We start from the raw sequence: 25719 nt of genomic DNA, 5'->3' as shown, positions 1-25719 counted from the left end.
AAGTTTTGCAGAAAATGGTTGTGTTCGGAAAGAAAGTATGGTATGATATATAGATGTTAAGTGTATGCGGTTTTGAAGGTATATCTAGCGTAGGGGATTGGTCAAATGGTATGATAGGGGTCTCCAAAACCTTTGGTGGGAGTTCGATTCTCTCATCCCCTGTATTAGGAAAGAGTGAAGATACAAAATCTTCACTCTTTTTTCGTATTGTTTAAAAGAAAAGTCTAACAGAACAGGATTTACAGAATTTTAAGATATTTTTGTAAAGCAGGACTGTTTTTTATGGTGTAAATAAGGTACAATAGAGCCACAGAACATATTCAAAAATAATGAAAAATGAAACATGAGAAGGGAGTGGGTGTAACGTGAGCAGAGAAAAAAATGGAAGCCGCGGCACGGTAAAAGCTGTCATTTATCTTCTGATCGTAGTAATCCTTGCTGGAATGGTTGTTTATCTGACGCAGTCGCTGCGGCGGGACCGGGAGCCGGAGATTACGGGGACGTTTATTGACAGTAAGCTGGAGGCGGCGGGGGAGCTGACGTCGGCGAAGATGATTTATAACGGGCTGATTCATTACTCGGACGGGTCGATTCCGTTTCTGACGCAGAAGGCGTTTAATATGACATACCGTGCAGAGGTACGTGCGGGCGTGAATCTCGCGAAGGCGAATACGGAGGTGACGGATTCAGAAGTAACAGTTACACTTCCGGCAGTGGAGATTTTTGATATTTCCATCGACAATGATTCCATCCAGTATTACGATGAGAAGGCAGCGCTTCTGAACTGGGAGCGGAAGGAAGATGCGATGGATGCAATCGCGAGTGCGAAGGAGGATGTAGAGCAGCAGACGAAAGAAATGGATGACCTGGAAACGATGGCACAGGAACAGGCGAAAACACTGATTACCGGAATGCTGTCCGAGACGGTCGGGGACAAGACATTGGTTATAAAATTTGAAGAATAGTACATAGACGGGATGTCGGCACTTCTTTTTGGGGGATAAAAAAAGGAGGGCCGGTATTTCTTCTGGCAGAAACACCGGCATTATGAAAAAGAAAAATCTATATAAATTGGAAAGAATATTAGGTTGGGACAACGGTTGAAAGATAGAGGAAGATGATTTGTTGTCCCTTTGTTTTGATACGTTTAGTATAGTTGTCATATGTGAGGAAAGTGTGAATGGAGTTTGAAGAAACTTTGAAAAGATTTGTGAATGGCGCGGGTGAACATCGGAACATCCCAACGCCCGGATATCGCCAAATTTGCATAGAATTAACTTGAAAGTGAACACTGCTTCATGGTACAATCGTTTGGCATGTGTGAAATATGAGTTACATTTGAGAGGACAAAAACTATGGACTATAAACTGCTGCTGGACACCGCGGTCATGGCGGGAGAAATCCTGCTGGAGAGCGGGGCGGAGACGTGGCGGGTGGAGGATACCATGCTGCGGATGCTGCGCATGTCCGGCCTGAAAACAGCGGATGTACTGGCGCTGACGACCGGCTTTGTGGTAACACTCGACGACCCGTCGATGGATTCCATGACTGTTATGCGCAGCGTAGAGAGCCGTGCAACGGATCTGAACCGGATCCATGCGGTCAATCAGCTTTCCCGCGATTTCTGCGAAGGAAATATCGACCTGGATGCGCTGTTCCACCGGGTGCGGGATATCTATCGTGCCAAGTCGGAAATTAAAAAAAATCTGCTCGCAATGATGGCGACGACCGCAGGCTTTGCAATCATGTTCGGAGCTGGGTTCTACGAAGTGCTGGCATCTGCACTTGCAGGTTTTATATCAGGAATCGGTGTTTACGGAGGAAAAAAAGCCGGGATGCAGTCGTTTCTTGTGAACTGTATCGGGTCATTTTTGCTGGCGGTCACATCTATTCTCTGTGTTTATTACCTGCCGGGGACCATGGATCTGAACGTCATTATCATTGCATCCATCATGCCCCTCGTACCGGGTGTGGCGATCACGAATGCAGTGTATGATACCCTGCACGGCGACTACATTTCCGGTGCGGCACGGATGCTGGAGGCGTTTGTAACCGCTGCGGCCATCGCAATCGGCGTGGGACTTGGCATGCTGTTGCTCCGTCCGCTGGTGCGGTAGAGAAAACCGATACGGAAAAAAAGATGAGGTTAAAGCAAAAATATGAGAATAGCAGGTGAAATCATCCTGAAATCCCTTGGAGCCTGGGTTGCAATCTGGGGATTTTCAAGACTGTTGAACGCACCAAAAAAGCTGGAATGCTACACGGCCGGTGTCGGTATGATCGGCTGGGCGGTCTATCTGATCGTGGAAGTATTCAACGACGGCATTCTGATGAAAAACTTTCTTGCCGCCGTTGCCGTCGCTCTGGTTTCCCAGGCAATGGCGCGCCATTTCAAAGCGCCGGTGATCCTTTTCGTGATCCCGGGCATTCTCCCGATGGTGCCGGGAGCCGGTATGTACCGCATCGTCTACTCGATCGTTATGGGACCGGAAAACATGGTTGGAACGTATCTTTTAGAGACAGCGACCGCGGCAGGCGCAATTGCCCTTGGAATTTTCCTCGGAGAAGCGCTGCAGAAGATATTTTTTTACGAAGTCCACAGGTGATTTACGAAAAAAAGTGAGAAATTTGCCAAAACCAAATTTTTTGCTTTTTTTTGTCGAATTTTATGATATACTTAACAGTGTATGTGCCCTTGGACAAAAGAAGAAATCTATAGGGGCATTTTTAACATCAGTAGACAAGAAGTCCCCCGCTTCTAAAGTGGTGGGATGAATTGTTAAAAGAAACATAACGGTAGTGGCGGGCGGAGAGAAATCGGTATCCTCCACTGACATGAGGTAAGTCACAGTCGAACTATTTTCGACATGTCAGACTCCGTGAAAATACCGACTGTGAGTTGAAACAAGGAAAAAAGAAGAGAAGTAAGTAAAGTGCAGACACAGAACTATGAGGAGCAAAAAATATGAAGTTTGAAGATGATGATTTAAAGGACGGTAAACTTTGGGCTGCCCTGCAAAAAGAGATTGACCGTGACCTGGCGGAAAAGGAGAGCGGTGAAACATTCCAGGAAGAACTGGCAGACATCGAAGACTCCATTGAATTTGAAAGCAAAGAAACAAAAAGCGAAGATCACATCCCGGATGAGACTGCAAATTTAAGTAATCTGCGAAGTGTCCTTGAGGCAACTGAGCGTGCAAAAGACGAAGAAGCGAAGCAGAAAATGAAGCAGAAAATGAAGCAGACCAAAGTGGAGCCTGTGACGCAGGACATCGAGATTCCGGAATTTACAGAAGAGGAAGAAGAAATCGAAGAGACGCCGGCTGAGACACCGAAGAAAGTCTCACGTGTAAGCCAGACAACCGAAAAACTGGAAGGTCTCGTTGATTTTGATGACGATCCGGCGGAGACAAAAACAGAATCGGAACCGGAAGAAGTGATGGTGGATGATGATCTGATCATCAACGATCCATTCGCAGATGAGGATGATCTGCTGGGAGAAGAGAAGACAGAGACCAAGGGTTCGGAGAAAGAAGTGCTTGGTGATCAGGTGGAAGCCGCAATGGAGCGCCTCGTCAGCGACACGGTAGGCCATATCCCAATGCCGGAAATAGACGATGAGGATGATGACTACGACGGTTATGAGGATGATGACGAAGAGTACATTCCGCATGGCGCAAAACCGCAGAAGAAAAAGGGAAAAGGCGGTGCGGTTATCGCCGTTGCAGCCGTTGCTGTTATTGCTGTGGGAGGCTTTTTCTATGGAAGCAAAATGTTCCATTACCAGAATTATTTTTTCAACGGAACAACCATCAACGGAGTAGACTGCTCGGATATGACGGCCAAAGAGGCAGAAACGAAAATCAAAGAGCAGGCTGCAAGCTATACCTTAAATGTAAAATTCAAAGACAATGATACGAAGAGTGTCAGCGGAAAAGACATCGACTACACCTACGCCGGAGACGGCAGCGTGGAGAGCGTGTTAAAGAAACAGAACAGTTTCCTCTGGTTCCTGGGAAATGGCGGAAAAGAGAAAGATTCCCAGGTCACCATGCAGTACAGTCAGGAAAAACTGGATGCGGTGATTGATGGATTTGACGAATTCCAGTCCGCAGACGGTGAGAATGCACCGGCCAGCGCCTACATTACCTTCCAGAACAATGAGTTTGAGATTGTGGATGCTGTTATGGGTGAGGGAATGGATCTTACCCTTGCAAAACAGTGCATCGAAAACGCGCTGATCAATGCGGATACCGAAGTGGATCTTGAAAAAGCAGGCGTTTACGACGGAACCTTGGTAACAGCAGATGACGAAACACTGAATGCACAGAAGGATCAGTTAAATGAACTGGTACGCGCAAGCATCACATACAGTATGCCGGATGGAACAACACAGGTTCTTGACGGAAATACCATGAAAGACTGGCTGGCGGTCGATGCGGATGGAAATTATTCCAAAGATGAAAACCAGTGGAATGAAAGAGTAAAAGAATATGTGGCAAATCTTGCGGCAGCGATTGATACCGATGGCAAGGATCACACCTTCCCGGCAACCGGTATCGAAGGCGGCGTGACCATCAGCCAGGAAGGCTACGGATGGAAAGTGGATCAGGAGCAGGAGATAGCAAAGATCGCAGAAGAAGTAGATGCTCACGCAGCAGATGCAAGAGAGCCGCAGTATGCGCAGAGAGAGTTTGCTGCTTCCACAGAGAACAACGGATTCGGCAAGACGTATGTTGAGGTTGATGCCAGCCGTCAGCATATCTGGCTCTACAAAGATGGAAATCTGGTTGTCGACGGTGACTGTGTAACCGGTCTGATGGAGCAGAGCAGCTACACGAAGCCGGGTATCTACACAACCGCAGCAAAAGAAAGCCAGAAAAAACTGCACGGAGAGCTTCAGGCAGACGGCAGCTATTCCTGGGAAAGAGATGTGGATTCCTGGATTCCGTTCAACGGAGAGATCGGTTTCTACGATGCTTCCTGGAGAAGCAGTTTCGGCGGAAACCTGTATCTGACTGCAGGATCGACGACAGGATCTGTTGCACTTCCGACTGCAGTGGCACAGGCATTATATGACAATGTCGATGACGGAACACCGGTTATCGTTTATTATTCCGAAGCTTATGAGGTAAGTGAAGATACGCTTACTGTGACACAGGCACCGGAAGCAGATGACGAAAATGTCGATGATACGACGAATACCACGACAGTAACGCCGACGAGAACGCCATCCTACACGTACGATGATTACACGCCGTCAACTCCATCAACCCCATCAACTCCATCAACCCCATCAACTCCATCGACCCCGTCTACGCCGGAACCGACCGCAGCACCGACCGAGATCCCGTCTACGCCGGAGCCGACCGTAGCACCGACCGAGACCCCGTCCACACCGGAACCGACCCAGGAGCCGAGCGCACCGGATCAGGGAGACCATACGGGTGACGATGATTATCCAGGTAAGGGCGAGAGCTGAGAAAAGAAGAAATAGAACATAAAAAATACGCATTCCGTTATCAAAACAGGAATGCGTATTTTTTATGAGAAAGAAACTGTTAAAAATTAATTTTCCGGTACGAACAGTGTGACAAGATCCATCGGGGAAGTGATGGTGTAGTCCGGGTTTTCGGTCTGACCAAAACCGTATGCGGCATGGACAAACGGGATTCCGGCCTCGTGTGTCGCCTTGTAGTCGCCGTCGGTATCGCCGACATAGACCGCGTGCTGCAGATGGTTCTGTTCGATGATTGTACGGATGTTGTCTGCCTTTGCCTTTCCGGTATCGCCAGGACAGAGATGGCCTTTGAAATAGTGACCGAGGCCTGTGGCTTCCAGAAAAACTTCGATATAGCCCGCCTGGCAGTTGCTTACGATATAAAGCGGGTAATGTCTGGAAAGAATAGAAAGTGCATCGACAAGTCCCGGATAAACAGGAGCCGGTGTCGCAAGAAGTGCCTCATGCTCTTTGGCACAGCATGCCTCGATCAGTTCTAACTGGCGCTCCTTTGGATATTCGTGGAAAATGACGGCGGCGATATCCGGGAGCAGGCGGCCGAACAGGCCTTTTAACACGGCTCCGGTGAGGTTTGGTGTCATATCAGTTTCTTTTTCCATAATCTGATTCCATGCGTCGGCAACAACGTCTGTGGAGTCCCACAGGGTGCCGTCCACATCAAAAATAATACTGTCGATCAAGAGTTTTTCCTCCATATCTTAAGGGTTTTGGTTATTCTTTTAAAGTATTTATTAATTTTAATCAAAAACACGTGAGAGCGCAATGTTTATTTTGCATTTTGGAGGAAAATGTGGCAAAATAAGAATGATATATTAACAGGAGATTACTATGCAGGACACAATCACAAAGCCATTATTGAAATGGTATGGCGAAAATAAAAGAGTGCTGCCGTGGAGAGAAAAAAAGAACCCGTATGAAATCTGGGTTTCCGAGATTATGCTCCAGCAGACGAGGGTGGAGGCGGTCAAGCCGTTTTATGAGCGGTTTATGCGTGAACTGCCCAATGTCGCAGCACTTGCGGTCTGTCCCGAGGAAAAGCTTTTGAAGATATGGGAAGGCCTTGGTTACTATAACCGTGTGCGGAATATGCAGAAGGCCGCACAGAAAATTATGGAAGTGTATGACGGTGTATTTCCGGCAGATTACGAAGCCTTAAAAGGACTTCCGGGAATTGGAAATTACACAGCGGGAGCCGTTGCATCGATCGCGTTTTGCATTCCGGTGCCGGCGGTGGACGGAAATGTGCTTCGTGTGATGGCACGCCTCCGGGAGGACGGTGAGGACATTTTAAAGCAGTCCGTGAAAAACCGCGTGGAAGCGGAATTGACCGAAATCATGCCGGCAGAAGATCCGGGAGCCTTCAATCAGGCGATGATGGATCTCGGCGCAATGGTCTGTCTGCCGAACGGCGCACCAAAATGTGAAGTCTGTCCGCTTTTTGACCAGTGTCTGGCGGGACAGCATCAGACCTGGACGGAATATCCGTTTAAAAAGAGCGCAAGGCCGCGCAGAATCGAAGACAGAACTGTTCTGTTATTTCTGGACGGTGCGCACACAGCAGTGCGGAAACGGCCGAAAAAAGGACTTCTGGCGGGACTTTACGAGTTCCCGAACTTCGATGGCGTGCTCTCCGAACAGGAAGCACTTGAAGAGGCAGAAAAATTCGGCGTGACGCCGCTTCATATTCAGGCATTGCCGCCGTACAAGCACATTTTTTCCCATGTCGAGTGGCATATCACAGGATACGCCATTAAAATTGCAGGAAACGATGTGGAGCAGGAAGGGGAAGAAAAAGCCGGATTGATTTTTGCGGATGCGAAAACTGCGGCTGAAAGATATGCCATTCCGTCTGCGTTTGCGGAATACGCAAAATACACAGATCTGGAACGTGCCTGAAACGGCAGAAGAGCAAAAAAGAGCAGGGAGAAAAAAGATGAAGATTTTATCAATTGCAGTACCATGCTATAATTCAGAAGCATATATGGAGAAATGTATCGATTCGCTGCTGGTCGGCGGAGAAGAAGTAGAAATTCTGATCGTGGACGATGGTTCCAAGGACGGAACCACAGAGATTGCAGACCGCTATCAGGAAAAATATCCGACGATTGTAAAAGCGATTCATCAGGAAAACAAGGGCCACGGCGGAGCAGTCAACACGGGTGTGGAAAATGCGACGGGTCTGTACTTTAAGGTTGTGGACAGTGATGACTGGGTAAACCCAGAGGCATACCAGAAGATTTTAAATGTTCTGGCAGAAGTCGTACGCGGACCGAAAACACTCGACCTTCTGATCAGTAACTATGTGTATGAAAAAGAGGGCGCCAAGAGAAAACGTGTGATGCGCTATGCGAAATCGCTGCCGGAAGGCCGCTTTTTCGGATGGGATGAGGCGAAAGCTCTCGGCAAAACACATTATCTGCTGATGCATTCGCTGATTTACCGGACTTCTCTTTTAAGAGAGTGCGGCATGAAGCTGCCGGAGCACACCTTCTATGTGGATAATCTGGTTGCGTTTATTCCGCTTCCGTACGTCAAAACGATGTATTATCTCGATGTCAATTTCTACCGCTACTTTATCGGAAGAGCCGACCAGTCGGTTAACGAGAAAGTCATGATCGGCAGAATTGACCAGCAGATCCGTGTCAACAAGCTGATGATCGATTACCTTGGTGAACGGAAAGGGCTGTCGAAGCACCTGCGGAAATATATGATCAGCTATCTGACCATTATTATGACGGTTTCTTCCGTGATGATGATGCGCTCTGGAACGGAAGAAAATCTCGAGAAAAAGAACGATCTGTGGAGATACCTGAAACAGGAGGATGCAGCCGATTACTTCCGCATCCGCCACGGCATTTTCGGAACTGTTATGAGCAGCAAATCAAAACCGGGACAGAAAATTGCAGTCTATGCCTACAAGGTAGCGCAGAAACTGTATGGATTTAACTAGAAAGTAACGAAGCGGAGGAACGAACAATGCGAGTAGGAATGGGTTACGATGTGCATAAACTGGTGGAAAACCGGAAACTGATTCTGGGCGGTGTGGAAATCCCGTATGAATATGGCCTTCTGGGACATTCCGATGCGGATGTGCTGGTCCATGCCATTATGGATGCGCTTCTCGGCGCTGCAGCACTGCGGGACATCGGACGCCATTTTCCGGACAATGATCCGGCGTATGAGGGCGCAGACAGCATCGAACTGCTGAAAAAAGTGGGTGAGATGCTCGAGGAGCGGATGTATCTGATTGAAAATATCGATGCAACCGTTATTGCACAGAAGCCGAAGCTCCTGCCATACATCGACACGATGGTGAAAAATGTGGCGGAGGCGCTTCATCTCGAAGAGGATCAGGTCAATATCAAGGCAACGACCGAGGAAGGACTTGGCTTTACCGGAAAGAAAGAGGGAATTTCCGCACAGGCGATCTGCTGCATTTCCAAGGCACTCGACCTGATGCCGGACGACCGGATCGCAGGCGGATGCAGCGGCTGCCCGGGATGCGCAAAGAACGCAGAAGAATAAAAGAGAAATGCGATTGCACAAGGCCGGAAGATGTGGTAGACTGGAAGAAGAATAAGGGAGTAGTCGGCGGCATACGTGACGCTATAAGGCCAACAACCGAAGAAAAAGCATTTCTTCTGGCTTTGTATGAAATGACAAGACTTATCTGTATCAACAAATATGGTGCGGATAGGTCTTTTTCTATATAGAAAGAGACCGGTGTACCAGTGGGAACTTATCACAGGAACGCAAAAAGCGTTTTCAGAAGAAAGGACGGATGGAAATGAAAGAGTATCTGGAAAAAAGTTCGAAGATTCTTGATGAGTTACAGACAACGGAGCAGGGACTTTCCGAGGCGGAAGCTGCGCGGCGGCTTTCCGAACACGGACCGAACCGGCTGGCGGCGGGAAAAAAGAAGAGCAATCTGCAGCGGTTTTTCGAAGAACTGAAAGACCCGATGATCCTGATCCTGCTCGCCGCAGCGCTGATTTCCGGCATCACATCGGCGTATGAAGGCGAATCGTACGCTGATGTGGTCATTATTCTCGCCGTTGTCATCATTAATGCGGTGCTCGGTGTTCTGCAGGAGAGCAAGGCAGAGAAAGCGATTGAAGCTCTGCAGGAGATCGCGGCAGCCACGTCGAAGGTGATGCGCGGCGGGAAAATGGAAGTGAAAAAGAGCGAGGAGCTCGTACCCGGTGATATTGTAATTCTCGAAGCGGGCGATGCTGTTCCGGCGGATGGCCGTATTTTAGAGAGTGCCAGCATGAAAATCGAGGAAGCAGCGCTGACCGGAGAATCTGTCCCGGTCAATAAAACAGCGGATGTTCTGAACGCCGGCGCAGCCAGCGAGGTTCCGCTCGGGGACCGGAAAAACATGGTCTATATGGGAAGCACCGTTGTCTATGGCCGCGGCCGCGCTGTTATCACCGGAACGGGTATGAAAACCGAGATGGGAAAAATCGCCCATGTTCTGACGCAGTCGGCGGATGAGAGCACACCGCTGCAGAAGCGGCTGAACCAGCTCAGCAAAATCTTAAGCGTGATGGTGCTCGCCATCTGTGCCGTGATTTTCGTTGTCGGCATTTTAAAAGAGGGCGTGACGCCGCAGAACATCTTAAATACCTTTATGGTAGCCGTCAGCCTTGCCGTAGCGGCAATTCCGGAAGGACTTGCAGCAGTTGTCACAATCGTGCTTTCCATCGGTGTGACCAAAATGTCAAAGCGGAATGCGGTGATCCGGAAACTGACGGCCGTCGAGACGCTCGGCTGTACACAGGTGATCTGCTCGGATAAGACAGGAACGCTGACCCAGAATAAGATGACCGTGGTAAAACATGAGGGAAGCGATATAAAACGTCTCGTATCCGTCATGGCACTCTGCTCCGATGCGGAGCCGGACGAAAACGGCGAGGCAGTCGGAGAACCGACGGAATGTGCGTTGGTCAACGATGCGCAGAAAGAGGGATGCCCGAAGAAGAGCCTGTCCGTCCAGTATCCGCGTGTCGGGGAAGCGCCGTTTGATTCGATGCGGAAACGCATGACAACGATCCACCGCGCAAACGACGGAACGTATTTTTCCTGCACAAAAGGCGCACCGGATGAGATTCTGAAGCGGTGCACCTCCGTTTGGCGTGACGGCAGAAAACAGCCGATGACAGAAGCATTCCGGCAGGAAATCCTGTCGCAGAACAAGGCGATGGCAGACCAGGCACTCCGCGTGCTGGCGGCAGCAGGAAGAGCGTGGAACCAGATGCCGTCCTCCCAGGAGCCGGACTTTCTGGAGCAGGATCTCTGCTTTTTAGGACTTTGCGGTATGATTGATCCGGTGCGGCCGGAAGTAGTCGATGCGATCCGGGAATGCCGCGGGGCAGGCATCCGTCCGGTGATGATTACGGGTGACCACAAAGACACAGCGGTTGCTATTGCAAAAGAGCTGGGTATTCTGGAGGCGGGCTGGAAAGCGGTAACGGGAGCCGAGATTGACCAGTTAAGCGATGAGGAGCTTGACCGGAGAATCGAGGAATATGCTGTTTACGCACGCGTCCAGCCGGAGCATAAAGTGCGGATCGTCGATGCGTGGAAGCGGAAAGGCAGAATCACCGCGATGACAGGAGACGGAGTCAACGATGCGCCGTCGATCAAGCGTGCGGATATTGGCATCGGAATGGGCATCACGGGAACGGATGTGACGAAAAACGTGGCAGATATGGTGCTCGCGGACGACAACTTTGCGACGATCATCGCGGCGGTTGAGGAAGGAAGACGAATCTACGATAATATCCGTAAGGCAATTCAGTTCCTTCTGGCATCGAACCTTGCCGAGGTGCTGTCGATTTTCTGCGCGACGCTGATGGGCTTTACGATTTTAAATCCGGTGCATCTGCTCTGGATCAACCTGATTACGGACTGCTTCCCGGCGCTGGCGCTCGGTATGGAGGACGGTGAGGCAGACATCATGAAACGCCCGCCGAGAAATGCGGATGACGGTATTTTTGCGGACGGCCTCGGCTTTGATGTTGCGTTTCAGGGCATCGTGATTACGGTGCTGACGCTGGCGTCCTACTTCATCGGCCATTATCTGGAAGCCGGCCGCTGGGAAATCGTCAACAGCCCGGACGGCATGTCAATGGCGTTTCTGACACTCTCCATGGTGGAAATTTTCCATTCCTTCAATATGAGATCACGGAAAGGTTCTATTTTCCATATGAAGCATCAGAACAAGTATCTGTGGGGCGCGATGGCACTCTCATTTGTCCTCACATCCGCCGTCATTTACATCCCGGTACTGTCGAGTGCGTTCGGTTTTGAGCGGATCAGCGCGTTGGAATATGATGTGGCGATCGGCCTTGGACTGCTTGTCATTCCGGCGGTCGAAATCAGCAAGTGGATCCGGCGGAAATTTGCTTGACAAACGAGAAAAATTTGCATAAACTAGAACAAACGGAAACAGAAAAAGGCTTGGAACGGAAAAAGTAGAAAATCAGAATTGTTTCACAGAGAATGGCAGACAAATGGGGCTGGAAGCTGCCTGAAATGAGGATTTTTGAAGTGCGTCCGGAAGCAGGCCGGGTGAAGCGGAAAAAGTGGGTAGTCCGGCACGGGTCCTGCACGTTATGCAGAAGAAAAGAAGAGGGCATGCATGCCCTTAAAGTAAAGTGGAACCACGGAGCTATTTCGTCTTTATCGGAGATGAAACAGCTCCGTTTTTGAATATTACTGTTATGCAGAATGATGGTAAGAAATAAAAATCCGGAAAAGTCCCAGCAGGAGGCAAGGAGAGGAAAGATGAGTTTTTTCGCGTATTTTAAAGAGGAATTTCAGGTGATTCAGGAGCGGGATCCGGCGATACATTCTCCCATGGAAGTCTTGCTGTATCCTTCATTTCGTGTTATGCTGAAGTACAGACGGGCGCACAAGCTATATCTGAAAGGCCATTACTTTCTGGCCAGATGGATTTCACAGCGGGCAGCGAGAAAAACCGGTATCGAAATCCATCCGGGTGCGACGATCGGAAAGGGACTGTTTATCGACCATGGAGCAGGCGTTATCATCGGAGAGACGACCGTCATCGGAGACAACGTGACGCTGTATCAGGGCGTGACGCTTGGCGGTAATGGTAAGGAGACCGGGAAACGTCATCCGACGCTGAAGGACAATGTTATGGTCAGCGCCGGTGCGAAGATCATCGGATCGTTTACGATCGGGGAAAACTCCAAAATCGGAGCCGGATCGGTTGTGATCGAGGAGGTTCCGCCGAACTGTACCGTCGTCGGCGTGCCGGGGCACATTGTGAAGCAGAATGATGTGCGGATTCCGAGAAAAAGCATGGATCACATTCATCTGCCGGACCCGATTTTCGAGGATATCAAAGTACTGCAGCAGGAGAATACGGAGCTTACGAACCGTGTGCTCGAGCTGGAGGGCGAGCTGCGTCAGATGAGGAAAAAAGAAAGGACAGAACAGAAGTGACGGAAGTGGGCAAAGAGACAGAAAACGAGGAGCTTTTTCCAGAGGCGGTTTTCGGGGAGAAGGATTATCTTTCGGAGGTATTCGGACTGGAACAGCATGACATCCGCATGTATTCGCCGCTTACGCTGGCCTACATCGGGGATGCTGCGTATGAGATCGTCATCCGCACGATTCTGGTGCGGAAAGCAAATATGCAGGTCAACAAGCTGCACCGCCATGCAGCAGGGCTTGTAAAGGCGGAGAAACAGTCGGCGATGATTGAAATTCTGGAGCCGCTGTTTACCGAAGAGGAAAAACAGATTTATAAAAGAGGCAGAAATGCGAAATCCTATACCAAGGCAAAAAATGCGTCCACGATCGACTACCGCCGGGCAACCGGGTTTGAGGCCGTGATGGGGTATCTGTACCTGAAAGGGGATTACAAGCGGATGATCGACCTGATCCGGGCAGGACTTGGCGAAGTGTGAGAGCAGATAAGATTCAGAAAATAAAAAAGAAGCGGCAGGGCAGTGGGGTTTTTGAAAAAGCAAAAGTTCCCACTGCTTTTGGGACCGCGGAACAGGAATGATATGAGAGAAAACAACAGAAACGACAAGAGAAACTTTGAGAGAAGAGACGGAAAAAAACGTGACTTTAAGGGGAAACGAGATTACCGTGACAGAGACAGAAAACAGGAAGTACAGCAGGCGGATGAGGAGTTTACAGGCGGCATGGTAGAGGGAAGAAACGCTGTCATCGAGGCGTTCCGCTCCGGCAAGACCGTGGACAAGCTGTTCGTCCTTGCAAGCAGCCAGGACGGCCCGATCCGCACGATCATCCGTGAGGCGAAAAAACACGATACCATCATCAATTATGTAGAAAAAGAACGTCTTGACGAGCTGTCCACCACCGGAAAGCATCAGGGTGTCATTGCACAGGTGGCTTCCTACAGTTATGCAACCGTTGAGGACATCCTCGCGCGCGCAGAGGAGAAAGGGGAGCCTCCATTTATCCTTCTGCTGGACGGCATTGAGGATCCGCATAACCTCGGTGCGATCATCCGTACCGCAAACCTGGCAGGCGCACATGGTGTCATCGTGCCGAAGCACCGCGCAGTCGGCCTGACAGCAACCGTTGCCAAAACGTCGGCAGGTGCATTAAATTACACACCGGTGGCAAAGGTGACGAATCTGGTGCAGACCATGGAAATGCTGAAGGAAAAGGGCATCTGGTTTGTATGCGCGGACATGAACGGACAGAGAATGTATGATCTCGACCTCAAAGGACCGATCGGCCTTGTAATCGGAAATGAGGGAGAGGGTGTCAGCCGTCTGGTGAGAGAAAACTGCGACTTCACAGCCACAATTCCGATGAAAGGCGATATCGACTCTCTGAACGCTTCCGTGGCAGCCGGCGTGCTCGCTTATGAGATTGTAAGACAGAGAAGCTGCTAGAAATTGCGGAAAATCACATTACGCTCCGGCGGAAGAAAGATGAAGGATACAAGAGATATGATGGTGAAAGATTACGATACCTGTACGGATGAGGAGCTGATTGCGCGTCTGCGGGCAGGAGAACGCGAGATTACCGATTATCTGATCGACAAATACAAATCGCTGGTGCGGACCAGGGCGAGGGCGCTGTACCTGGTGGGCGGAGATCACGAGGATCTGATCCAGGAGGGCATGCTCGGACTTTTTAAGGCAGTGCGTGACTACAAACCGGGGAAGGAGGCATCGTTTGCCACCTTCGCCGGCCTGTGCATCGACCGTCAGATGTATTCGGCAGTGGCATCGTCCCAGCGCCAGAAGCATCAGCCGCTGAACAGCTTCGTCTCGTTAAGTGAACCGGTTTCCGAGCAGGAGCTGCGCCTGGTGGACGAGGAGACACCGGAGGAGATCATGATCAGCCGGGAAAACGTAATCGGCATGCATGAGCGGATCAAAGAACGGCTCAGCAAATTTGAGTACCAGGTGCTGGAATTGTATCTGAAAGGGTACGATTATACGCAGATTGCAGAAAAACTTGGAAAGCAGCCGAAGGCAATCGACAATGCACTGCAGAGAATCCGCAGTAAAGTGCGGGAGGTCTGTTCGTGAGATGGAAAAACGACCGAAAAAATTACGGTGAATTGTCAAAAGCGCAGGAAAATCTGTGAACAAATAAAAATTTTCAAATTTGTAGAAAAAACTGTTGACAATTCACTATAGTTTTGATAGAATACCAAATGTAGCAAGGAGCTAACAAAAAAACAAAACAACTTGCGAATGCTGATGTGGCTCAGTCGGTAGAGCGTCGCCTTGGTAAGGCGGAGGTCACGGGTTCGATTCCCGTCATCAGCTTACTTAAGAAAGATCCCGGGAAACCGGGATTTTTTCATTATATAAAAACAACGGGAGACAGATCGGAAAAAACGAGGTGAAAAGAATGGAGTCAAAACGTAAGGTACTGCAGAAGCTGTTCCTTTCCACGCTGTATCTGAGCGCGTTTACGTTCGGAGGCGGGTATGTGATTGTGACGCTGATGAAGAAAAAGTTCGTGGATGAGTACCACTGGATTGAGGAAAATGAGATGCTGGACCTGGTAGCGATTGCACAGTCGTCGCCGGGGCCGATTGCGGTAAACGGAGCGATTGTCGTCGGGTATAAGCTGGCGGGGCTGATCGGTGTGCTGGTTTCCATTATTGGAACGATTATTCCGCCGTTTCTGGTTATCTCTGTGATTTCGGTCTGCTACCAGGCGTTTCGGGATAATTTTTTTGTGAGTCAGATGCTGGAAGGGATGCAGGCAGGTGTCGGAGCAGTGATTGCATCTGTGACGTATGAGATGGGGACTGGTGTTGTAAAAGAAAAGGATCCATTTTCCTTGGTGATTCTTGTCTGTGCATTTGCTGCAGCCTGCTTTTTCAAGGTCAACGTGATTTACATTGTACTGGTCTGCGGTGCCATCGGTGCGGTGCGGACGATTCTGGCGAAACGGAGGAATGGGAAATGATTTATTTTCAGCTGTTTTTAAGCTTTTTCCAGATCGGCCTGTTCAGCTTCGGCGGAGGCTATGCCGCAATGCCGCTGATCCAGGGACAGGTAGTGCAGGGGCATGGCTGGCTTTCGATGTCGGAGTTTACCGATCTCATCACTCTTTCCCAGATGACACCAGGCCCGATCGCAGTCAATTCGGCCACTTTTGTCGGAAGTAAAATCGCCGGCATTCCAGGTGCACTCGCAGCAACCTTCGGATGCATTCTGCCGTCGTGCATTCTCGTTACGCTGCTGGCAAAGCTCTATCTGAAATATCGCGAAATGGCAATGCTCCAGGGCATCCTTCATTCCCTCCGCCCGGCGGTTGTGGCCATGATTGGTTCGGCAGGAATCTCGATCCTGGTCACGGCGTTCTGGGGCAGCGAAGGCGGAACGGTCATCCGGCTGGCCCAGACGAACTGGAGTCTTGTCGCGATTTTTATCATCTGCCTTGTTCTATTACGGAAAGGCAAAAAGAATCCCATCTTTGTGATGGTACTGGCCGGTGTGCTGAAGGTGATCCTGTCATTACTTGAGAAATTGATTTGACAAAGTCCACAGGAACAGGATCTTATCGAGCTGCTGACGTCCGAAAAGACAAGGCGCGATGTGATCCGGGCGGATGAAATCAAGGTCAAGAAGGAGGACTGGAGAAGACACCGGATGTGCGTGATACGGTAGCACTGCTGTATGGCCCTTACGTACTGGCAGCGCTGACGGAAGAAAAAGATTTCCTGCACCTGCCATTAACGGAAGAAACACTGGATGCGCAGGTGGAAAAGAAAGACGGTCTGCACTTTTCGGTTGATGGCATTTCCTTTGTGCCGCTTTGCAGCATTGACAAGGAGAAATACCAGGTTTATGTGAAAGTTCCGGGAAAATTTGAGAAGATGATGGGAAAAACAAAATAAAATCCTGTTGAAGCAATTGGAACTGCGGCGATTTATGTCAAAAAAAGCCAGAAAAAAGATAAAAAGGATCTTTCTTTCTAAACATGAATCGTGTATAATAAGCATTACTGTTCGGGGCCTGCCTGGAGAAATCCAGAAGGGCTCCGATTTATGTCATTTATTTTATACAACAAGAAAAGGGGGAAACCATGCAGAAACACAGAAAATTTATTGGGGACAAACGGTTTTACCTGATGGTGCTTGGCGTTGCGATGCCGATTATGATTCAGAACGGTATCACCAACTTTGTCAGCCTTCTCGACAACATCATGGTAGGACAGGTCGGCACCGAGCAGATGTCCGGTGTTGCGATCGTCAATCAGCTTCTTTTTATCTATAACCTCTGTATCTTTGGAGGCGTGTCTGGCGCAGGAATCTTCACTGCGCAGTATTTCGGACAGGGCAACGACGAGGGTGTGCGAAACACCTTCCGCTTCAAGCTCTGGATCGGCGTGATCCTGACGGCAGCGGCAATCACTATTTTCCTTGGTGCGCACGAGCCTCTGATTCGTCTCTACCTGACAGGAGATCAGGGAAGCCAGGACATGAATGCGACATTAGCCTATGGCATTTCTTATATGAAGGTCATGCTGGTAGGACTTCCGCCGTTCCTGTTTGTGCAGCTTTATGCCAGCACGCTGCGCGAATGCGGCGAGACAATGCTTCCGATGAAGGCCGGTATTACCGCTGTCTTCGTTAATCTGGTTTTTAACTACATTTTAATCTACGGAAAATTCGGTGCACCGCAGCTCGGCGTTGTCGGCGCGGCAGTCGCAACGGTGCTGTCCCGTTACGTGGAGATGGCGATCGTGCTGATCCGCACGCACGGAAACAAAGAAAAATATCGTTTTACGAAGCATCTGTACCGCACGATCCGTGTTCCGGCGGCTTTGACGAAACAGATCCTCATCAAAGGAACACCGCTGATGCTGAACGAAACGTTCTGGGCAGGCGGCGTTGCGATCCTGATGCAGTGTTACTCCGTGCGTGGACTGAATGTCGTAGCCGCGATGAATATCTCCAACACGATCTCGAACCTGTTCAACGTCGTTTTCATCGCACTCGGCGATTCCGTTGCCATCATCGTCGGACAGCTCCTCGGAGCCGGAAGGATGGAAGAGGCAAAGGATACCGATACGAAGCTGATCACGTTTTCCGTATTACTCTGCATTGTGATCGGCGCGCTGATGGCGCTCGTGGCTCCGCTCTTCCCACGCCTCTACAACACGACGGACGAAGTACGCCACATGGCGGCAATCTTCATCGTGGAAGTGGCCATGTTCATGCCAGTCAATGCATTCCTGCATGCAAGCTACTTTACCCTGCGCTCCGGTGGAAAAACGATCATCACGTTCCTGTTCGACAGCGTCTTCATCTGGGTTGTCAGTGTGCCGGTGGCTTTCTGCCTGAGCCGTTTTACCGGATTTTCGATCTACGCAATCTACTTTATGGTTATGTCGGTTGACCTGATCAAGTGCGTGATTGGATTTGTCCTTGTCAAGAAAGGAGTCTGGCTGCAGAATATTGTGGCGGAGTAAAGAAAAAAATCTGTCTGTTTTCCAGTCTGAAAAGGATGGGAGGCGGGCAGATTTTTTGCTTTATAAAAAACTTTGTTGAATTTTACTGTAAAGCAAAAAAAGCCCTCCGGGCAGGATCGGACTGCGGCTGAGAGAAAGAAAAAGAGTATTTTTGATAAAATTTCGCAAATGAAGCAGCCGTTTTTGGCGGAAAAGTAGAAATTTTTTCATTAATCAAAACACCGGTTGAAATTTAGAGAACGCTTGTTATAATAGGGGTGCAGCGAACAGACATCCCGTGTGACGCGTGAATCTCTCTTCCTATTATTAATGAGACGCAGTCACACATGAAATGGAGGAAAAAAGCGATGGATTACGCAAAAGAATCATTAAAAATGCACTATGAATTACGCGGAAAGCTTGAGGTCACTTCCCGGGCGGCCGTAGATACAAAAGATGCCTTGAGTCTTGCCTATACACCGGGTGTGGCGGCGCCGTGCCTGGAAATTCAGAAAGATGTCAACAAGAGCTACGAGCTGACCAGAAGATGGAACACGGTAGCTGTTGTTACAGATGGAACCGCAGTTCTCGGACTTGGAGATATCGGCCCGGAGGCCGGCATGCCGGTCATGGAAGGAAAATGCGTGCTGTTTAAAGAATTCGGTGGTGTCGATGCAATCCCGCTCTGCGTGCGCAGCAAGGATGTGGATGATATTGTCAATACCGTGCGTCTTCTCGCAGGAAGCTTCGGCGGTGTCAACCTGGAGGACATCTCCGCACCGAGATGTTTTGAGATCGAGAAGAAATTAAAGGAATGCTGTGATATTCCGATTTTCCACGATGATCAGCATGGAACAGCCGTGATCACACTGGCCGGTGTCATCAATGCGCTGAAACTGGTTGGAAAGAAACTGGATGAAGTCAAAATTGTTACCTCAGGAGCCGGTGCAGCCGGAATCGCCATTATCCGCCTGCTGATTTCGATGGGTCTCAAAAACGTCATCATGACAGACCGCAAAGGTGCGATTTACGAGGGACGCGACGGCCTCAACCCGATCAAAGAGGAGATGGCGAAGATCACAAACTACAACCATGAGAAGGGCACGCTTGCAGAGGTAATCAAAGGAGCCGATATTTTTATTGGCGTTTCTGCGCCGGGTACGCTCACTCCCGATATGGTACGTACGATGGCAAAAGATCCGATCATCTTTGCCTGCGCAAATCCGACGCCGGAGATTTTCCCGGACGAGGCGAAAGCAGCAGGAGCAGCCGTTGTCAGCACAGGAAGAAGCGATTACCCGAACCAGGTCAACAACGTACTCTGCTTCCCGGGCATCTTCCGCGGAGCGCTCGATGTGAGAGCATCTGATATCAACGATGAAATGAAGGTCGCAGCAGCTTACGCAATCGCAGGCCTGGTAAGCGATGAAGAGCTGAACGCAGACTACATCCTCCCGGCAGCCTTTGATCCGCGTGTCAAAGATGCGGTGGCAGCAGCCGTTGCAGAGGCAGCAAGAAAGAGCGGCGTAGCGAGAATTTAAACAGAGTTTGATACAAAAGAAAACGACAGAAAAAGGCTTCCCGGACAGCAAGGAAATCCGGGAAGCCTTTTTGCGTATCGTTAAGAAATTATGAAAGAAAGCAGCAGTTACATTCAGCCAGCCAGATCGTCTTCTGCCGGCAGTTCCGGTCCGGTCAGAGCGTACGGATCGAGAATGTCGTCGAGCTGTTTCTGTGTCAGCAGTTCGTCTTTCAGAACCAGAGAAGTAACACTCTCGCCCGTCTTCAGCGATTTCTTTGCAATCGAGGCCGCTTTCTGGTATCCGATATACGGGCAGAGCGCCGTTGTGATGCCGACACTCTTCGAAACGAGATCCTCGCACCGTTTCTCATTTGCGGTAATGCCGAGAATACAGTTCTTCACAAGCGTATTCACAGCGCCTGTCATCGAGGTGATGGAAGAGAACAGGGAGTAGAAGACAACCGGCTCAAACGCGTTCAACTCCATCTGGCCAGCCTCAGCCGCCATCGTGATTGTGGTGTCGTTTCCGATGACATGGAAGGCAACCTGTGTCACAACCTCCGGGATCACCGGGTTGATCTTGCCCGGCATAATCGAGGATCCGTTCTGCATCGGCGGCAGGTTGATCTCGCCGAATCCGGTTCGCGGTCCGCTGGACAGCAGGCGCAGGTCGTTGCACATCTTGGAGAGGTTGACGGCGCAGGTCTTTAACGTGTTGGAGATCGTCACAAATCCGTCGAGGTTCTCCGTCGCGTCAAACAGATCGTCCGCCTGCATCAGCGGATAGCCTGTCACAGCAGCGAGGGTCGGCACGATGTGGTGGAGATAGTAATCGGAAGCATTGATCGTCGTACCGATGGCTGTTCCGCCGAGGTTCAGGGTGAACAGCTCTTTTCTGGCGCGTTCGATCCGGCGGATATCACGCTCGATCATCGTTGCGTAAGCGTGGAAGCTCTGGCCGAGACGCATCGGAACAGCGTCCTCAAGCTGGGTTCTTCCCATCTTTAAAATGTGGTCAAATTCCTGGGACTTATCGAGCAGTGCTGCGTGGAGTGACTCGAGCGCATGCAGAAGATCCGGGAGCAGATCGAGCACGGTCAGTTTTCCTGCACTTGGGATAACGTCGTTTGTGGACTGTGCCATGTTGACGTGGTCATTCGGGTGGACAATGGTATAATCACCCTTGGCGCCGCCCAGGATTTCGATGGCGCGGTTTGCGATGACTTCGTTTGCGTTCATATTAGCACTCGTTCCGGCGCCGCCCTGGATGCCGTCAACGATGAACTGGTCTTTTAATTTGCCGGCAATGATTTCATCACAGGCATAGATAATGGCAGCCGCTTTTTCCTCCGGCAGTCTCTGTGCTTCGCGGTTGGAGATGGCAGCTGCCTTTTTAATTTTCGCCAGATTCTGGATCATGACCGGGTGGATCGGCGTTCCCGTGATGGGGAAATTCCGTTTTGCCCGCAGGGACTGTACCCCGTAGTAGGCGTCGGAGGGGACTTCAAGGGAACCAATGGAATCTGCTTCAATTCTTGTTTTCATAATAATCTCCTTCTTTCTGCACGCATTGAGTTGTGTATATTGTCTGAAACAATTCTTGCTTTGCCTTTCGATACCGGAAGAATAACACCAGGGCAGAAATTTGTAAATACCGCCGCCGAAGAACTGTGGAATTTTATTTATTTTTGCATTTGATTTTAAATACCAAGGGAAAGAGGCACTTTTACTTATTTTTCGAAAGCAGTTTCCGCGAGGACACGTTTTCGTAGACAAAAAACGGCGAACGTGATATGCTGAACAGTATAAAAGTGAAAAAACAGGAGAGCAGCGTATGAAACATGAAAAAAGCAAGAACGATGCGATGCGCCATGAGCTCGATCACATCGATGCAAAAATCCTGAATCTTCTTCGGGAAAACGCCAGGATGCCGCTGAAAGAAATCGCGGAACACGTATTTTTATCCTCCCCGGCAGTTTCCGCCAGAATTGAGCGGCTGGAGAAGGAAGGCTACATTACAGGATATCAGGTCAAATTAAATCCGGCGCTTTTGGGATATCCGATCAAAGCGTTCATCAACCTCGAGGTTGAGCCGGTTCAGAAAAAAGAATTTTATCCCTATATTGAAAAGGTCCACAATGTCGTGGAATGTAATTGCGTTACCGGTGATTACTCCATGCTCATTGAGGGCCTTTTTGTTAGTACCATTGAGCTCGACCAGTTTATCGGCGAGCTGCAGCATTTTGGACGGACGCGGACGCAGATCGTGTTCTCGACCTCCGTGGAGCACCGCCAGGTGACCGCACACGAGGCAGAAGAATAGGCACCGGTCCGCTCCGGCGGCTTTGTGTACCGAAAAAAATGCTTTGCAGGAGAATGCTTTTGTGTTATAGTGATAGAATACACAGAGCATTTTGCGCCCTTTTCGGGGCAGTGCTCCAAACGAAAAGATTCGAGGGAGGCCTGACCTTATTATGGAAGAAAAAGAAGTTGTTTCCAAAAATTTTATCGAGCTTGCGATTGACAAAGATCTGGCAGAGGGCGTTTACGACCATGTCTGCACACGATTCCCGCCGGAGCCAAACGGCTATCTTCATATCGGACATGCAAAATCCATCCTGTTAAACTACGGTTTATCACAGGAGTACAACGGAGAGTTCCACATGCGTTTCGATGATACAAACCCGACGAAAGAGAAAACCGAGTTTGTTGATTCCATCAAAGCCGATATCCAGTGGCTTGGTGCAGACTGGAAAGATCATCTGTACTACGCATCCGATTATTTCCCACAGATGTATGAGGCAGCCGTAAAACTGATCAAAAAAGGAAAAGCATTCGTCTGCGATCTGTCCGCAGAGGAGATCCGTGAGTACCGCGGAACCTTAACCGAGCCTGGAAAAGAGAGCCCGTACCGCAATCGTTCCGTAGAGGAAAACCTGGACCTGTTCGAGCGCATGAAAAACGGCGAATTCGAGGACGGAAGCAAAGTACTCCGTGCGAAAATCGATATGGCATCACCGAACATCAACATGAGAGACCCGGTTATCTACCGTGTAGCCCATATGCATCACCACAGAACCGGCGATACCTGGTGCATCTACCCGATGTACGACTTCGCGCATCCGATCGAGGACGCCATCGAAGGCATTACCCATTCTATCTGTACGCTGGAGTTTGAGGACCACCGTCCGCTGTACGACTGGGTTGTACGCGAGCTGGAATATCCGATGCCGCCGCGCCAGATTGAGTTTGCAAAGCTGTATCTGACTAACGTGGTTACCGGAAAACGTTACATCAAAAAGCTGGTAGAGGACGGCGTGGTAGACGGCTGGGATGACCCGCGTCTCGTATCCATCGCAGCACTCCGCCGCAGAGGCTTTACACCGGAGTCCATCAAGAAATTCGTAGATCTGTGCGGTGTATCAAAAGCAAACAGCTCCGTTGACTATGCGATGCTGGAGTACTGCATCCGCGAGGATCTGAAGCTGAAAAAAGCCCGTACCATGGCAGTCTTAAATCCGGTGAAACTTGTCATCGACAACTATCCGGAAGACCAGATTGAGATGCTGGAAGTACAGAATAACCTCGAGAATCCGGAGCTTGGCAGCCGTCAGGTACCGTTCGGAAGAGAACTGTACATCGAGCGCGAAGACTTCATGGAGGAGCCGGTCCGCAAATACTTCCGTATGTTCCCGGGCAATGAAGTCCGCCTGATGAACGCATACTTCGTCACCTGCACCGGATGCGAGAAAGACGAGAACGGAAATATTACCGTAATCCATGGAACGTACGATCCGGAGTCCAAGGGAGGAAATTCCCCGGACGGAAGAAAAGTAAAAGGAACAATCCACTGGGTAGCAGCAAAGACCGCCGTCAAAGCAGAGTGCCGTCTGTACGAAAACCTGATCGACGAGGAGAAGGGCGTTTACAACGAGGATGGTTCCATGAACCTGAATCCGAATTCCCTGACCGTATTAAAAGAGTGCTATCTGGAGCCGTCTTTAAAAGATGCGAAAGCATATGACAGCTTCCAGTTTGTCAGAAACGGATTCTTCTGTGTAGACGCAAAAGATTCCAAAGAGGATGCGCTGGTGTTCAACCGTATCGTATCCCTGAAGAGCTCTTTCAAGCTACCGGCAGCGAAATAAATAAGAATTTTGAAATGGAACAGAGCAGCCGCCTGGATGAAACCGACATCCCAAGCGGCTGTTCTTTTTGTCAGGGGAGATGGGAAGATGAATGAATTGACGATTTCGCTGGATCCGCATCGGAAGACACCGCTCTATGAGCAGATCTACGGTTTTATCCGCGAGGAAATCCGCGGCGGACGGATCCGTGCAGGGGAGCGGCTGCCGTCGGCGCGGGCGCTTTCGGGCTATCTGTCGGTGAGCCGGAGTACCGTGGATCTGGCGTATGAGCAGCTGGTATCCGAAGGGTATCTGGAGAGTGTGCCGTGCAAAGGCTACTTTGTCTGTGAGATTGAGGGGCTGTACCGCCTCGATGAAAAGAAAGAGGAGACAAAAGAGGATGATACCGCGGAACAGATGCCGTTCCGCTACGATTTTGCCGTGACCGGTACGGCGCCGGGCGGATTTCCGCAGAACAGCTGGAAGAAGATCTCGAAAGAAGTCCTGCTGGACGCAGATGACAGCCTGTTCCAGCTCGGGGATGCGAAGGGCGAGCACGGTCTTCGGGAGGCAATCCGCGACTATCTGCACCACGCACGCGGCGTGAACTGCCGCACGGAGCAGATCATCGTCGGAGCGGGAAATGATTATCTGCTGATGCTGCTTTCGGTGATCTTAGGGCGTGGCCATAAAGTGGCGATGGAAAATCCGACCTACATCAGTGCCTACCGCTGTTTTGCGAAGCTCGGCTATGCGATGTGTACGATTTCGATGGACGAAGCGGGCATGCGGCCGGCGGAGCTGGAAAAAAGCGGGGCGGATCTGGCGTACATCATGCCGTCGCACCAGTTCCCGATGGGCATGGTCATGCCGATGAAGCGGCGGATGCAGCTCCTTGTGTGGGCATCGAGGGAAAATGGGCGGTATCTGATTGAGGATGATTACGACAGTGAATTCCGCTACAAGGGCCGCCCGATCCCGGCACTGCAGGGCAATGACACAGAGGGAAAAGTGATCTATCTTGGAACGTTTTCGCGGGCGATTGCGCCGTCCATCCGCATCAGCTACATGGTGCTGCCGGAGACGCTGCTGCCTGCCTACGAGGAGAACGGAAGATGCTTTTCCGCGACAGTTTCGAAGACGGACCAGAAGATTCTGGAAGGGTTTATGCGGAGCGGCGCGTTCGAGCGCCATCTGAACCGGATGCGTGCACAGTATAAAGGGAAACACGACCTGCTGATCCGGCTTCTGAAGGAGTTTGGGCGGGAGTACACGGTGTCCGGCGAGAATGCGGGCGTCCATGTGCTGGTCCACCTGCCGAGAGGACTCTCCGAAGCGGAGGCGGTGCAGCGGGCAAAAGAGGATGGCGTGCGCGTGTACGGGCTGGAACGGTACTGCATCGGCGCTGCCGCAGATCCCGCACAGGGCGGCACAGTGCTGCTTGGGTACGCCGGGCTTTCTGAGGAGGAGATTGCAGAGGCAGCTGCGATTCTGAAAAAGTGCTGGAATGCGTGAAAAAAGATATGAAAAAAACGGATTGCTTCGTCAGTAACAAAAACTGACGGAACAATCCGTTTTTACTGTTTGATAGAGAGTTACAATGCGGACAG

At 50.2% G+C, this 25719-nt stretch carries 22 protein-coding genes, 2 tRNA genes and 1 other annotated feature; of the genes, 22 read left to right on the top strand and 2 right to left on the bottom strand.

Translation table 11 applies throughout. The annotated features are described in order from the left end of the window. The first annotated feature begins 91 nt into the window (after positions 1-91). The 5 genes from DWY63_RS16455 to DWY63_RS16435 all read left to right on the top strand — a co-directional run bounded on the left by DWY63_RS16455 (position 92) and on the right by DWY63_RS16435 (position 5482). Positions 92-162 (top strand) — tRNA-Trp (locus tag DWY63_RS16455). Between the two features lie 203 nt (positions 163-365). Next, positions 366-965 (top strand): DUF4230 domain-containing protein, encoded by a 600-nt coding sequence (locus tag DWY63_RS16450; protein WP_117802646.1) that lies wholly within the window; start codon positions 366-368, stop codon positions 963-965. Positions 966-1355: 390 nt separating this feature from the next. Continuing rightward, entirely contained in the window at positions 1356-2117 is a 762-nt protein-coding gene (locus DWY63_RS16445; protein ID WP_117802645.1) for a threonine/serine exporter family protein, read from the top strand. Positions 2118-2159: 42 nt separating this feature from the next. Then, positions 2160-2606, top strand: a complete 447-nt coding sequence (locus DWY63_RS16440) for a threonine/serine exporter family protein (RefSeq protein WP_055221310.1) — start codon at positions 2160-2162, stop codon at positions 2604-2606. A gap of 359 nt (positions 2607-2965) precedes the next feature. Continuing rightward, entirely contained in the window at positions 2966-5482 is a 2517-nt protein-coding gene (locus DWY63_RS16435; RefSeq protein ID WP_117802644.1) for a L,D-transpeptidase family protein, read from the top strand. Between the two features lie 86 nt (positions 5483-5568). On the opposite strand, the gene DWY63_RS16430 is transcribed toward DWY63_RS16435, so the two are convergent. Continuing rightward, on the bottom strand, positions 5569-6201 hold the full coding sequence (locus DWY63_RS16430) for an HAD family hydrolase (RefSeq protein WP_242991146.1): 633 nt from the start codon (positions 6199-6201) through the stop codon (positions 5569-5571). A gap of 148 nt (positions 6202-6349) precedes the next feature. On the opposite strand from DWY63_RS16430, the gene mutY reads away from it, so the two are divergent. The 14 genes from mutY to DWY63_RS16355 all read left to right on the top strand — a co-directional run bounded on the left by mutY (position 6350) and on the right by DWY63_RS16355 (position 20001). Next, entirely contained in the window at positions 6350-7417 is a 1068-nt protein-coding gene (gene mutY / locus DWY63_RS16425) for an A/G-specific adenine glycosylase (protein WP_117802643.1), read from the top strand. Between the two features lie 37 nt (positions 7418-7454). Beyond that, entirely contained in the window at positions 7455-8471 is a 1017-nt protein-coding gene (locus DWY63_RS16420; RefSeq protein WP_117802642.1) for a glycosyltransferase family 2 protein, read from the top strand. A 26-nt stretch (positions 8472-8497) separates the two neighbouring features. After that, positions 8498-9046 carry a 2-C-methyl-D-erythritol 2,4-cyclodiphosphate synthase gene (gene ispF / locus DWY63_RS16415; RefSeq protein ID WP_022463066.1) on the top strand — a complete coding sequence of 183 codons (549 nt, stop codon included), beginning with the start codon at positions 8498-8500 and terminating at the stop codon, positions 9044-9046. A 262-nt stretch (positions 9047-9308) separates the two neighbouring features. Then, positions 9309-11936 carry a cation-translocating P-type ATPase gene (locus DWY63_RS16410; RefSeq protein WP_117802651.1) on the top strand — a complete coding sequence of 876 codons (2628 nt, stop codon included), beginning with the start codon at positions 9309-9311 and terminating at the stop codon, positions 11934-11936. 42 nt (positions 11937-11978) lie between these two features. After that, positions 11979-12213, top strand: a binding site (T-box leader). 100 nt (positions 12214-12313) lie between these two features. Continuing rightward, on the top strand, positions 12314-12997 hold the full coding sequence (gene epsC, locus DWY63_RS16400) for a serine O-acetyltransferase EpsC (RefSeq protein ID WP_117802650.1): 684 nt from the start codon (positions 12314-12316) through the stop codon (positions 12995-12997). Between the two features lie 107 nt (positions 12998-13104). Then, positions 13105-13464: a Mini-ribonuclease 3 gene (locus DWY63_RS16395; RefSeq protein WP_055221333.1), complete on the top strand. Its 360-nt coding sequence runs from the start codon at positions 13105-13107 to the stop codon at positions 13462-13464. A 243-nt stretch (positions 13465-13707) separates the two neighbouring features. Further along, positions 13708-14430, top strand: a complete 723-nt coding sequence (rlmB, locus tag DWY63_RS16390; RefSeq protein WP_055221331.1) for a 23S rRNA (guanosine(2251)-2'-O)-methyltransferase RlmB — start codon at positions 13708-13710, stop codon at positions 14428-14430. Between the two features lie 39 nt (positions 14431-14469). Continuing rightward, positions 14470-15075, top strand: a complete 606-nt coding sequence (gene sigH / locus DWY63_RS16385) for an RNA polymerase sporulation sigma factor SigH (RefSeq protein ID WP_226906387.1) — start codon at positions 14470-14472, stop codon at positions 15073-15075. Between the two features lie 170 nt (positions 15076-15245). After that, positions 15246-15318 (top strand) — tRNA-Thr (locus DWY63_RS16380). An 85-nt stretch (positions 15319-15403) separates the two neighbouring features. Continuing rightward, entirely contained in the window at positions 15404-15970 is a 567-nt protein-coding gene (locus DWY63_RS16375; RefSeq protein WP_055227135.1) for a chromate transporter, read from the top strand. Next, on the top strand, positions 15967-16542 hold the full coding sequence (locus tag DWY63_RS16370; protein ID WP_117802640.1) for a chromate transporter: 576 nt from the start codon (positions 15967-15969) through the stop codon (positions 16540-16542). The genes DWY63_RS16375 and DWY63_RS16370 overlap by 4 nt, the downstream gene beginning before the upstream one ends. Positions 16543-16658: 116 nt before the next feature. After that, positions 16659-16904, top strand: a complete 246-nt coding sequence (locus DWY63_RS16365; protein ID WP_117802639.1) for a hypothetical protein — start codon at positions 16659-16661, stop codon at positions 16902-16904. A 188-nt stretch (positions 16905-17092) separates the two neighbouring features. Continuing rightward, positions 17093-18481: an MATE family efflux transporter gene (locus tag DWY63_RS16360; RefSeq protein ID WP_117802638.1), complete on the top strand. Its 1389-nt coding sequence runs from the start codon at positions 17093-17095 to the stop codon at positions 18479-18481. A 347-nt stretch (positions 18482-18828) separates the two neighbouring features. Continuing rightward, on the top strand, positions 18829-20001 hold the full coding sequence (locus DWY63_RS16355; RefSeq protein ID WP_055267479.1) for an NAD(P)-dependent malic enzyme: 1173 nt from the start codon (positions 18829-18831) through the stop codon (positions 19999-20001). Positions 20002-20114: 113 nt separating this feature from the next. Here DWY63_RS16355 and DWY63_RS16350 read toward each other — a convergent pair whose 3' ends face one another. After that, positions 20115-21527, bottom strand: a complete 1413-nt coding sequence (locus DWY63_RS16350; RefSeq protein WP_117760561.1) for an aspartate ammonia-lyase — start codon at positions 21525-21527, stop codon at positions 20115-20117. 289 nt (positions 21528-21816) lie between these two features. Between DWY63_RS16350 and DWY63_RS16345 the strand changes: the two genes are divergently transcribed. The 3 genes from DWY63_RS16345 to pdxR all read left to right on the top strand — a co-directional run bounded on the left by DWY63_RS16345 (position 21817) and on the right by pdxR (position 25624). Then, positions 21817-22305 carry an Lrp/AsnC family transcriptional regulator gene (locus DWY63_RS16345; RefSeq protein ID WP_022463079.1) on the top strand — a complete coding sequence of 163 codons (489 nt, stop codon included), beginning with the start codon at positions 21817-21819 and terminating at the stop codon, positions 22303-22305. A 151-nt stretch (positions 22306-22456) separates the two neighbouring features. Beyond that, positions 22457-24130, top strand: coding sequence for a glutamine--tRNA ligase/YqeY domain fusion protein (locus DWY63_RS16340; protein ID WP_022463080.1), 1674 nt, complete (start codon positions 22457-22459; stop codon positions 24128-24130). An 87-nt stretch (positions 24131-24217) separates the two neighbouring features. Beyond that, positions 24218-25624 carry a MocR-like pyridoxine biosynthesis transcription factor PdxR gene (pdxR, locus tag DWY63_RS16335; RefSeq protein ID WP_117760560.1) on the top strand — a complete coding sequence of 469 codons (1407 nt, stop codon included), beginning with the start codon at positions 24218-24220 and terminating at the stop codon, positions 25622-25624. The last annotated feature ends 95 nt before the right edge of the window (positions 25625-25719 follow it).

The sequence above is a fragment of the Blautia sp. AF26-2 genome, assembly GCF_003460955.1.
Taxonomy (GTDB): Bacteria; Bacillota; Clostridia; order Lachnospirales; family Lachnospiraceae; genus Fusicatenibacter; species Fusicatenibacter saccharivorans.
This window is presented reverse-complemented; position numbering and strand designations above follow the sequence as displayed.

Excerpts from the sequence above, each read along its gene's own strand:
- DWY63_RS16445 (WP_117802645.1), top strand. The coding sequence starts at position 1,356 with ATGGACTATAAACTGCTGCTGGACACCGCGGTCATGGCGGGAGAAATC.
- DWY63_RS16440 (WP_055221310.1), top strand. The coding sequence starts at position 2,160 with ATGAGAATAGCAGGTGAAATCATCCTGAAATCCCTTGGAGCCTGGGTT.
- DWY63_RS16435 (WP_117802644.1), top strand. The coding sequence starts at position 2,966 with ATGAAGTTTGAAGATGATGATTTAAAGGACGGTAAACTTTGGGCTGCC.
- mutY (WP_117802643.1), top strand. The coding sequence starts at position 6,350 with ATGCAGGACACAATCACAAAGCCATTATTGAAATGGTATGGCGAAAAT.
- DWY63_RS16420 (WP_117802642.1), top strand. The coding sequence starts at position 7,455 with ATGAAGATTTTATCAATTGCAGTACCATGCTATAATTCAGAAGCATAT.
- ispF (WP_022463066.1), top strand. The coding sequence starts at position 8,498 with ATGCGAGTAGGAATGGGTTACGATGTGCATAAACTGGTGGAAAACCGG.
- DWY63_RS16410 (WP_117802651.1), top strand. The coding sequence starts at position 9,309 with ATGAAAGAGTATCTGGAAAAAAGTTCGAAGATTCTTGATGAGTTACAG.
- epsC (WP_117802650.1), top strand. The coding sequence starts at position 12,314 with ATGAGTTTTTTCGCGTATTTTAAAGAGGAATTTCAGGTGATTCAGGAG.
- DWY63_RS16395 (WP_055221333.1), top strand. The coding sequence starts at position 13,105 with ATGTATTCGCCGCTTACGCTGGCCTACATCGGGGATGCTGCGTATGAG.
- rlmB (WP_055221331.1), top strand. The coding sequence starts at position 13,708 with ATGGTAGAGGGAAGAAACGCTGTCATCGAGGCGTTCCGCTCCGGCAAG.
- sigH (WP_226906387.1), top strand. The coding sequence starts at position 14,470 with ATGAAGGATACAAGAGATATGATGGTGAAAGATTACGATACCTGTACG.
- DWY63_RS16375 (WP_055227135.1), top strand. The coding sequence starts at position 15,404 with ATGGAGTCAAAACGTAAGGTACTGCAGAAGCTGTTCCTTTCCACGCTG.
- DWY63_RS16370 (WP_117802640.1), top strand. The coding sequence starts at position 15,967 with ATGATTTATTTTCAGCTGTTTTTAAGCTTTTTCCAGATCGGCCTGTTC.
- DWY63_RS16360 (WP_117802638.1), top strand. The coding sequence starts at position 17,093 with ATGCAGAAACACAGAAAATTTATTGGGGACAAACGGTTTTACCTGATG.
- DWY63_RS16355 (WP_055267479.1), top strand. The coding sequence starts at position 18,829 with ATGGATTACGCAAAAGAATCATTAAAAATGCACTATGAATTACGCGGA.
- DWY63_RS16350 (WP_117760561.1), bottom strand. The coding sequence starts at position 21,527 with ATGAAAACAAGAATTGAAGCAGATTCCATTGGTTCCCTTGAAGTCCCC.
- DWY63_RS16345 (WP_022463079.1), top strand. The coding sequence starts at position 21,817 with ATGAAACATGAAAAAAGCAAGAACGATGCGATGCGCCATGAGCTCGAT.
- DWY63_RS16340 (WP_022463080.1), top strand. The coding sequence starts at position 22,457 with ATGGAAGAAAAAGAAGTTGTTTCCAAAAATTTTATCGAGCTTGCGATT.
- pdxR (WP_117760560.1), top strand. The coding sequence starts at position 24,218 with ATGAATGAATTGACGATTTCGCTGGATCCGCATCGGAAGACACCGCTC.